The 9,345-nt window shown below is 61.2% G+C and carries 9 protein-coding genes; 6 read left to right on the top strand and 3 right to left on the bottom strand.

Annotation, left to right across the window (positions count from 1 at the left end; translation table 11 throughout):
- The 3 genes from MPJ51_RS05130 to MPJ51_RS05120 all read right to left on the bottom strand — a co-directional run.
- On the bottom strand, positions 1-670 hold a 670-nt coding region (locus tag MPJ51_RS05130), incomplete at its 3' end, for a carbohydrate ABC transporter permease (protein WP_298382722.1).
- Between the two features lies 1 nt (position 671).
- A complete protein-coding gene (locus MPJ51_RS05125) occupies positions 672-1,595 on the bottom strand; it encodes a sugar ABC transporter permease (RefSeq protein ID WP_298382719.1) in 924 nt (307 codons plus the stop codon).
- 92 nt (positions 1,596-1,687) lie between these two features.
- On the bottom strand, positions 1,688-2,947 hold the full coding sequence (locus MPJ51_RS05120; protein WP_298382716.1) for an ABC transporter substrate-binding protein: 1,260 nt from the start codon (positions 2,945-2,947) through the stop codon (positions 1,688-1,690).
- Between the two features lie 146 nt (positions 2,948-3,093).
- On the opposite strand from MPJ51_RS05120, the gene MPJ51_RS05115 reads away from it, so the two are divergent.
- The 6 genes from MPJ51_RS05115 (at position 3,094) to MPJ51_RS05090 (ending at position 9,271) form a co-directional block, all read left to right on the top strand.
- Entirely contained in the window at positions 3,094-3,888 is a 795-nt protein-coding gene (locus MPJ51_RS05115; RefSeq protein ID WP_298382714.1) for an IclR family transcriptional regulator, read from the top strand.
- Positions 3,885-4,943, top strand: coding sequence for a sn-glycerol-3-phosphate ABC transporter ATP-binding protein UgpC (gene ugpC / locus MPJ51_RS05110; RefSeq protein ID WP_298382712.1), 1,059 nt, complete (start codon positions 3,885-3,887; stop codon positions 4,941-4,943). Before MPJ51_RS05115 ends, ugpC begins: the two co-directional genes overlap by 4 nt.
- A 157-nt stretch (positions 4,944-5,100) precedes the next feature.
- Complete coding sequence (locus MPJ51_RS05105) at positions 5,101-6,060, top strand: dihydrodipicolinate synthase family protein (RefSeq protein WP_298382709.1); 960 nt, start codon at positions 5,101-5,103, stop codon at positions 6,058-6,060.
- Positions 6,051-6,983, top strand: a complete 933-nt coding sequence (locus tag MPJ51_RS05100) for a proline racemase family protein (protein WP_298382706.1) — start codon at positions 6,051-6,053, stop codon at positions 6,981-6,983. The genes MPJ51_RS05105 and MPJ51_RS05100 overlap by 10 nt, the downstream gene beginning before the upstream one ends.
- The gene (locus MPJ51_RS05095) at positions 6,980-8,218 is read left to right on the top strand and encodes an FAD-dependent oxidoreductase (protein ID WP_298382751.1); all 1,239 of its coding nucleotides are present in this window, start codon (positions 6,980-6,982) and stop codon (positions 8,216-8,218) included. The genes MPJ51_RS05100 and MPJ51_RS05095 overlap by 4 nt, the downstream gene beginning before the upstream one ends.
- A 9-nt stretch (positions 8,219-8,227) precedes the next feature.
- Entirely contained in the window at positions 8,228-9,271 is a 1,044-nt protein-coding gene (locus tag MPJ51_RS05090) for a proline racemase family protein (RefSeq protein ID WP_298382702.1), read from the top strand.
- The last annotated feature ends 74 nt before the right edge of the window (positions 9,272-9,345 follow it).

Below are 9,345 nucleotides of genomic sequence, written 5' to 3'. Positions count from 1 at the left end.
TCAGGACCACAGCCCAGAAATAGTCGTTCCAGATGAAAGTAAAGATCAACACGCTAAGCGCGGCAATCGCGGGCTTCATCAGCGGCAGGACCACGTACCAGAAGATGCGCCATTCGCTGATGCCTTCGACGCGTGCGGCCTCGATCAGCTCAAAGGGCAGGGCGCGGATGAAGTTGCGCATGAAGAGGGTACAAAAGCCGGTCTGGAAGGCGATGTGGAACAGGACGAGGCCGGTTTTGGTGTTATAAAGCCCCAGTTGCAGGGTCAGGTCGCGCACCGGGACCATCAGGATCTGGAAGGGCACGAAGTTGCCCGCAACGAACATGAAGAAGATCCAGAGGTTCGATTTGAACTTGTAGATGCCCAGCGCAAAGCCGGTCATGCAGCTGAGCGCGACGGCTCCGATCACCGTCGGGACGGTAATGAGGAACGAGTTCAGCAGGTAGCGCGGCATGTCCGAATTGAAGAAGACCTGCCCATAGTTGAACGCGCCCTCGAAACTGGAAGGCATTCCCCAGTAGTTGGCATTGGTGAAATCCGCCTCCGGCTTGACCGAGAACAGGGCAACCGCCAGCAACGGCCCGAGCCACAGCAACAGGGCCAGCGGGAGCATGGCCTGATAGGTGATCTGCGCCGCGCGGGGTTGTTTTTCGATGGGTTTGGGAAACATCTCAGTGCCCCTTTTCTTCGCGGTACATCGACCAGAGGAAATAGGCGATGAAACAGAGCATGATCAGGAACAGGATCACCGCGATGGCGGCACCATATCCCATGCGGAACCCGTATTCTGACAGGGCGACCTCGAACATGTAATAGGCCAGCACGCGGGATGAGCCGAACGGCCCCCCTTGGGTCATGATCGAGATCAGGTCGAAGGATCGCAGCGCGCCGATGATGGTTACGACAAAGGCGATGAACGTGGCGGGGCGCAGTTGCGGCAGGATGATGTGCCACAGCATCCGCCAGCCTTTTGCGCCGTCCAGACGTCCGGCCTCGATCTGTTCGGGGTCCACGGCATTTAGCCCGGTCAGGTACAGGATCATGCAATAGGCCGTTTGCGGCCAGAGACCGGCGAAGATGATGCCGTAGGTGACAAAGCGTTCGTCGCCCAGCACGTTCAACGGGCCGAGGCCGAAAAGGCTGAGGAATTCGTTCAGCAGACCAAAGGTGGGGTCATAGAACCATGTGAATACAAGGCCCACGACGACCTGAGAGATCACGAAAGGGAAGAAGAACAGCGACTTATAGAGGCGGATGCCCCAGACCGTCTGGTTCAGAAACAGCGCGATGAACAGGCCCGCCGGGATCGCAGCCAGATAGAGGATCAGCCAGATCAGGTTGTTCTTGAGCGAGATATAAAACGCATCCCGGTCGATCCATTCCCAATAGAGGTCCTCGTAATTGCGGAAGCCGACATATTCCGCAGCCCCAAGCCCGTCCCATTCGTAGAGAGACAGGTTGAAGGACTGAAAGACCGGGATGATCACATAGACCAAGAAGAACAGCAGCCCCGGGGCCAGAAACAGCCACGGCGCGATCCGTTGCTGGTTGCGGTGGAACCAGCTTTCCCGTTCTGTGTCTGCGGCAACTGTCATGGTGGTCATTCCGGAGTGCAGGGGTGGCGGGCTGAAGCCCGCCCTACATTTGTGCGTGGCGTAGGCCGGGCTTTAGCCCGGCCCGTGCTTGATCAGTTGTCGTAAATCCGACCGCGGGCGCGTTCCAGTTTTGCCAGAATACGATCCAGATTATCCGGCTTGACCATGAACTCCTGGAAACCTTCCATCGACACCTTCGCCATTTCCGCCGGGGCGTCGCGGTCCCAGAACTGGGCGACACCGCCGGGGCTGTTGGACGACAGCATCTCGAACCCCTGGTTCAGGAATTTGTCATCATCGACCGACGATTGCGCGTTGACCGGCAGTTGCCCGAGATTCGCGCCATTGTTGATCTCGGTCTGTTCGTCCGCCGAGACCACGAAACGCAGGAATTCCCGCGCGGCTTCCTTGTTCGAGGCATTGGCCGGGATGTGGAACGTATCGGTCGGCGCGTCCTCGGCCAGTTCGACATCGGGGTTGATGGCGACGAACTGATAGAAATCCAGCTGGTCATCGGTCAGACCCGCCTCACGCAGGGGGGCCACGGCGAAGTTGCCCATCAGATAGGCGGTGGCGTCACCCTTGACCATGAAGGGCAGGGCCTCTTGCCAGCTATAGGTCTGGTGGTTGTCGATGAACGCGCCCATGTCGATCAACTGTTTCCAGTTGGCGAAGGTCTGCTTGACGCGGTCATCCTCCCAACTGATTTCGCCATTGGCGAGCTGCTGGTGGAAGTCGAACCCGTTGGTGCGCATGTTCAGGTAGTCGAACCAGCCACCGGCGGTCCACAGGAACTTGGTGCCGATGGTATAGCATGCGCGACCGGACTCGACGATCTTTTGACAGTTCGCCAGTTCCTCTTCCCAGGTGGTCGGCTCACTCAAGCCCAGCTCATCAAAGATGTCTTTGCGATAGTAAACGCCCCATTGATAGTAGGTATAGGGCACGCCCCATTGCTTGCCATCGATGGTCATCGCGCCTTTGGTCGAGGCCAGATTGTCCGCAATCGCCGGTTCGGCCCACAGGTCCGAGACATCCTCGAACAGACCGGCCTCGACATAGGGTTTCATGCGGTTGGCGGCGTACCAGTTGGCCACATCAGGCGTGTCCGCCGTCAGGAAGTTGCGGATCTGGGTCTTGTATGCCTCGCGGTCAATCACCGTAGTTTCGATCTCCAGACCCGGGTGCTGTTCCGCGAACCGTCCGATCATCGCCTCCATCGTCGCGCGGGGCGCCGGGTTCGATGTGTCCAGGAAAATGCGCAGCTCGCCGGTCAGTTCGGCAGCGACCGGAGCGGCCAAAGCGACACTTGCAGCCAGTGCAGCCGCCGAGCGTTTCAAGATGGAATGCATGGTATCCTCCCTAAGGTGCTTCCATTTAGTAGTTCCAAATAATGGAACCTTGTTTTATATATTGAAAACTACACATCGACTCGGCTAGTCTTGTCAAGACCCATCAGGGTGGCGGCGCCGGGCGAAGCAAAAGAGAAGGGGCATCCGTGGCAGGTGACGGAACGATAGGAAAGGCATGTGATGTGCTGGATCAGGTGGCCTCTTTCGGCCGCCCCGCGCGGTTTGCCGAACTGCTGGATGGCAGCGATTTTCCCAAGGCGACGCTGTATCGGTTTCTGCAATCACTGACCAATCAGGGCATGCTGCATTATGATCCGGACCGGCAGACCTATTCGCCGGGGATGCGGCTGGTGCGGCTGGCGCATGCGGCCTGGACCCAAAACTCGCTGGCGCCGATTGCGCGCCCGTTTCTGGATGCGCTCAGCAGCGAGACCGGAGAAACGGTGCATCTGGCGCAGCTGGATTCCGGGCAGGTTCTTTATGTCGACAAACGCAACGCACAGCGCCCGGTCGAGATGTATTCCGAGGCCGGAAAGGTCGGCCCCGCCTATTGCACCGGCGTCGGCAAGGCGATGATGGCGTTTCTGGAGGAGGAGCGTCTGCAAAAGACGATCTCGCAACAAAGCTTTCATCGGTTTACCGACAAGACCCTGACCTCGGAACAGGCGCTGCGGGATGATCTGGCGGCCATTCGCAGCCGCGGCTACGCGGTGGATGATGAAGAGCATGAGCCCGGCATCATCTGCATTGCCTGCCCGATCCTGACCGAAGGCGGGCGGGTTCTGGGGGCGATTTCCGTGACCGGATCGACCGGACGGATGGATTTCAACCAGTTGGAGGCCTGGGTTCCCCGGGTGCGGCGGGTGGCCGAACAGATCGGAACCGAAGCGCAGGCATGGCGGTTCCCCGAAAGCCAGAAGAACAGGATGCAAGCAACATGACGGGCGTAACTCTGAACAACGCAATCAAACGTTATGGCCAGACGCAGGTCATTCACGGCATTGATCTGCAGATCGAGGATGGCGAATTCTGTGTCTTCGTCGGCCCGTCGGGCTGTGGCAAGTCAACCTTGTTGCGGATGATTGCGGGGCTTGAAGAAACCTCGGAGGGTGAGATCCATATCGGCACCCGTGACGTGACCCATATGGACCCGGCCAAGCGCGGGGTGGCGATGGTGTTCCAGACCTATGCTCTTTATCCGCATATGAGCGTGGCCGAGAATATGGGGTTCGGCCTGCGCATGAATGGGGTGCCCAAGGCCGAGATTGATCAGAAGGTGCAGGAGGCGTCGGGCATTCTGAAGCTGGATCAGTACCTGAAGCGCAAGCCCAAAGCTCTGTCCGGCGGTCAGCGCCAGCGCGTCGCCATCGGGCGTGCTATCGTGCGCGGCCCCGAGGTGTTTCTGTTCGACGAACCCCTGTCCAATCTGGATGCGGAACTGCGCGTCGAAATGCGAGTCGAGATCGCGCGACTTCACAACGAAATCGGCGCGACGATGATCTACGTCACCCATGATCAGGTCGAGGCGATGACCATGGCCGACAAGATTGTGGTGCTGCGCGATGGCCGGATCGAACAGGTGGGCGCGCCGATGGATCTGTATCGCGACCCCGATAACCGCTTTGTTGCCGGGTTTATCGGCTCACCCGCGATGAATTTCCTTGAGTGTGACGTGGTGGACGGCACTGTGCGCCACCCAGCGCTGAGTGATGCCATTCCGGTGACGGGATCGGTGCCAGCCGGGGCCTCGCGCGTGACCCTCGGTATCCGCCCGGAGCATATCCAGATCGACCGGGCCAGCGACAGCTGCACTGTCGATCTGACCGAGGCGTTGGGGGGTGTCTCTTATTCCTATTTGATCACACCCAATGGCGACAAACTGATCGTTGAGGAACGCGACGACCAACGCAGCGCACAGGGTGAGAAAATCGGCATTTCGGTACGGCCTGAACGCGTCATGCTGTTTGATCCGGATACCGGCGCGCGCCTGCGATAGGCACAAAACCCGGGACAGATTCTGGCGCGGCGTCTGTGCAGGTGCGGCGCGTATTTTTACCTCTCATGATTTTCGTGGATTTTGTATCCAATATCCGATAGAGCGGGTTGAAACCCGCCGGGCATCCGTGTGGGGATATTTGCAAAGGATGTGACAGATGCTGAAAGACGTCTTCTCGGGCACCATGCCCGCCCTCATGACCCCCTGCACGCCCGACCGCGCACCTGATTTCGACGGGCTGGTGCGCAAAGGGCAGCAGATGATCGAGGCGGGCATGTCGGCGGTCGTCTATTGCGGCTCGATGGGAGATTGGCCCCTGCTGACCGATGAGCAGCGCATGGAAGGGGTCGAGCGTCTGATCGGCGCGGGCCTGCCGGTTGTGGTCGGCACCGGGGCGATCAACACGAAATCCGCCGTGGCCCATGCGACCCATGCGCAAAAACACGGGGCTGCCGGGCTGATGGTGATCCCGCGTGTCCTGTCACGGGGCAGCTCGCCCACCGCGCAGCGGCACCATTTCAAGGCCATCCTGTCGGCGGCCCCCGATGTGCCCGCGATCATCTACAACAGTCCCTATTACGGTTTCGCCACCCGGGCGGAACTGTTCTTTGCCCTGCGCGCCGAGCATCCCAATCTGGTCGGGTTCAAGGAGTTCGGCGGCCGGGACGATCTGCGCTATGCCGCCGAAAACATCACCAGTCAGGACGATCAGGTCACCCTGATGGTCGGTGTCGATACCGAGGTCTATCATGGCTTCGTCAATTGCGGCGCGACCGGCTCGATCACCGGGATCGGCACCGCTCTGCCGTGCGAGGCGCTATTGCTGGCCGCCCTGTCCCAGAAAGCGGCGGCAGGCAATGCCGAGGCCCGCCAACGCGCACAAGAGCTGACCGAGGCGATCCATGTCCTGTCCAGCTTTGACGAAGGGCCCGATCTGGTTCTCTACTACAAGCACCTGCTGGTGCTGAACGGCGAACCCGAATACCGTCTGCATTTCAATGAAACCGATGCTCTGACCGACGCGCAGCGCAACTATTGCGAGCAACAATATGACCTGTTCCGCAACTGGTTCACGGACTGGTCGAAACAGGGCGGGGTAATCGCCGAATGCATGTGATCGACAGCCATACCGGAGGGGAACCCACGCGGGTGATCCTGGACGGCGCGCCCGATCTGGGCACAGGCCCACTGGCCGAGCGCGCCCGCCGGTTGGCAACGGAACATAAGGCATTCTATCGCTCTGTCATGCTGGAACCGCGCGGTCAGCCCGCCATGGTGGCGGCGCTGCTGGTCGAACCGGTGGACCCGACCTGCGTGACCGGGGTGATCTATTTCGACGTGGATGCGGTGCTGGGCATGTGCGGTCATGGCACCATCGGGTTGACGGTGACTTTGGCGCATCTGGGGCGGATCGGCGTTGGCATTCATCGCATTGAAACACCCGCCGGGGTGGTCACGGTGGAATTGCACGATGCCAACACGGTCACCGTCACCAATATCGAAAGCCGCCGGGTGCAGCGCGCCGTCACGCTGGATGTGGCGGGCCTTGGGCCGGTGATCGGAGATATCGCCTATGGCGGCAACTGGTTCTTCATCATCGATCCCAGCCCGATCCCCGTTGAGCCCGCCAATATCCGACAGATGACCGATGCGGCGATTGCCATCCGAGAGGCCTCGATCGCGCAGGGTGTGGGCGGCGAACAGGGCGAGCCGGTGGATCATGTGATCTTTCAGGAACCCTCACCCAAGGACGGCATTCACAGCCGCAACTTTGTCCTTTGTCCCGATGACGCCTATGACCGCTCGCCCTGCGGAACCGGCAGTTCGGCGCGGCTGGCCTGTCTGGCCGCTGATGGAGTGCTGGCCGCCGGAGAGGAGATTGAGCAGGAAAGCGTGATCGGCAGCACCTATCGCCTGTCCTATCAGCCCGGGCCGGGCGGGGGCGTCATCCCTGCGATCACCGGGCAGGCCTATGTGATGGCCGAGGCGCGATTGATCTTCGACGCAAACGATCCGTTCAAAGAAGGTATAGAGACCTGATGCAGCAGATCATTGTCATCGGCGCAGGCATTGTCGGGATCAGCACCGCGCTGGAACTGCAACGGCGGGGCCATTCGGTGCGCGTCTTCGACCGCAGCGGCGTGGCGGCCGAGACCTCGGCCGGGAATGCCGGGGCCTTTGCCTTTACCGAGGTCGAGCCGCTGGCCACCCCCGGAATCATGCGCAAGGCTCCGAAATGGCTGCTGGACCCGCTGGGGCCGCTATCGATCCCCCCAGCCTATGCGCTGAAGATCGCGCCGTGGATGCTGCGCTTCTGGCGCGCCAGCCGTGCGGATCGTTACCAGAAACTGTTGGGCGCGCAGGTCAGCCTGATGCAACATTCCAGCGCCGCTCTGACCCGTCAGATCGCTCTGGTCGATGGTGAGGCGAGGATGCAGCGCGACGGTCAGATGCAGCTATATGAAAGTGAGGCCGAATACCGTGCCAGCCTGCCCACGTGGGAGCTGCGCCGCCGCCATGGGATCGACTTCGAATTGCTGGAAAGCCGTGAGGCGATTGCCGAACGTCAACCCGGCCTCAGCCCCCGTTTCACCCACGCCGGGTTCACGCCCAACTGGATGAACACGATTGATCCGAAGGCCTGGACCGAGCATCTGGTGCAGGCTTTCCGTGACCGGGGCGGACAGATCGAAACGCATGAGGTGCTGAACCTCACCCCCATCGAAAACGGTGTGCGTGTGACGCTTGCCAATGGCACGGTCGATGCGGACCACGTCGTGCTGTCGGCGGGCGCATGGTCGCATCATCTGGCGCAAACACTCGGCGACCATATCCCGCTGGAGACCGAGCGCGGCTATAACACGACCCTGCCCGAAGGTGCCTTTGATCTGCGCATGCATCTGACCTTCTCGGGGCACGGTTTCGTCGCCAGCCGCATCAATAACGGCGTGCGGATCGGTGGCGCGGTGGAGCTGGGCGGGCTGACCCTGCCGCCCAATTTTAAACGCGCCGAAACGCTGCTGGACAAGGCGCGGCAATTCCTGCCGGGGCTTAACACCGAGGGCGGCACGCAATGGATGGGGTTCCGCCCCTCGCTGCCCGACAGCATCCCGGTCATCGGCCCGTCGCCCGGCGCACCGAACGTCATCTATGCCTTTGGCCATGGCCATCTGGGCCTGACCCAATCGGCAGGCACCGCCGAGATCGTGGCCACCTTGATCGACGGGCAAGCCCCGCCGATCCCAACCACGCCCTTTGCGGCCAACCGGTTCTGAGGGGGCCACATGCGCAGCAGCAAAACCATTCACGTGATCTCGGCCCATGCCGAAGGTGAGGTGGGCGATGTGATCGTTGGCGGCGTCGCCCCGCCGCCCGGCGACACGCTGTGGGAACAACGTGGGTTCATCGCCAAAGACCAGACCCTGCGCAATTTCGTCCTGAACGAACCGCGCGGCGGTGTGTTTCGTCACGTCAACCTGCTGGTGCCGCCCAAACACCCCGAGGCTGACGCCGGTTTCATCATCATGGAGCCCGAGGATACGCCGCCCATGTCCGGCTCGAACTCGATCTGCGTGGCAACCGTGTTGCTGGATGGCGGGATCTTTCCGATGCAAGAGCCCGAGACCCACATGACGCTTGAGGCTCCGGGCGGGTTGGTCCGGGTGCGCGCGGAATGCCGCGATGGCAAGGCGCAACGGATTTTCGTGCAAAATGTCCCCAGCTTTGCAGATAAGCTGGACGCCCGGATCGAGGTTGAAGGGATCGGAACACTGCGCGTTGACACCGCCTTTGGCGGCGACAGTTTCGTCATCGTGGACGCCCACGATCTGGGATTTGCCCTTACACCGGACGAAAGCGCCGATCTGGCCCGAACAGGCGACCTCATCACCGATGCGGCGAATGAACAGCTGGGGTTCCACCACCCGGCCCGCGACTGGAACCATATCTCGTTTTGCCAGATCGCCGGGCCTCTGAGCCGGGATGGCGATGTTCTGACCGGACGGAACACCGTGGCCATCAAACCCGGCAAGCTGGATCGATCACCCTGCGGCACCGGCGCGTCGGCGCGCATGGCTCTGTTGCGGGCAAAGGGTCAAATGAAGCCCGAGGACCGCTATCATGCGCGCTCGGTCATCGACAGTGAGTTCCGGTGCCGGATCGTCAAACAATGCGATCTGAACGGGCGTCCCGCAATCATCCCCGAAATCTCGGGCCGGGGCTGGATCACCGGCATGCATCAGCACATGCTGGACCCCGACGACCCTTGGCCCGGTGGTTATCGACTGAGCGACACATGGGGCGCCGGATCGCCCGCCAAAGGCAGGTAACCCCATGCCGCCCAAACGTGCCATAACCCGGCAGAGCCTGCCCGACGTGATCGCCAATGACCTGCGCGACCGTA

The organism is Ruegeria sp. (genome assembly GCF_028066395.1).
Taxonomy (GTDB): domain Bacteria; phylum Pseudomonadota; class Alphaproteobacteria; order Rhodobacterales; family Rhodobacteraceae; genus Ruegeria.
The sequence above is the reverse complement of the archived record's forward strand: the minus strand, read 5'-3'. Positions and strand labels throughout refer to the sequence as shown.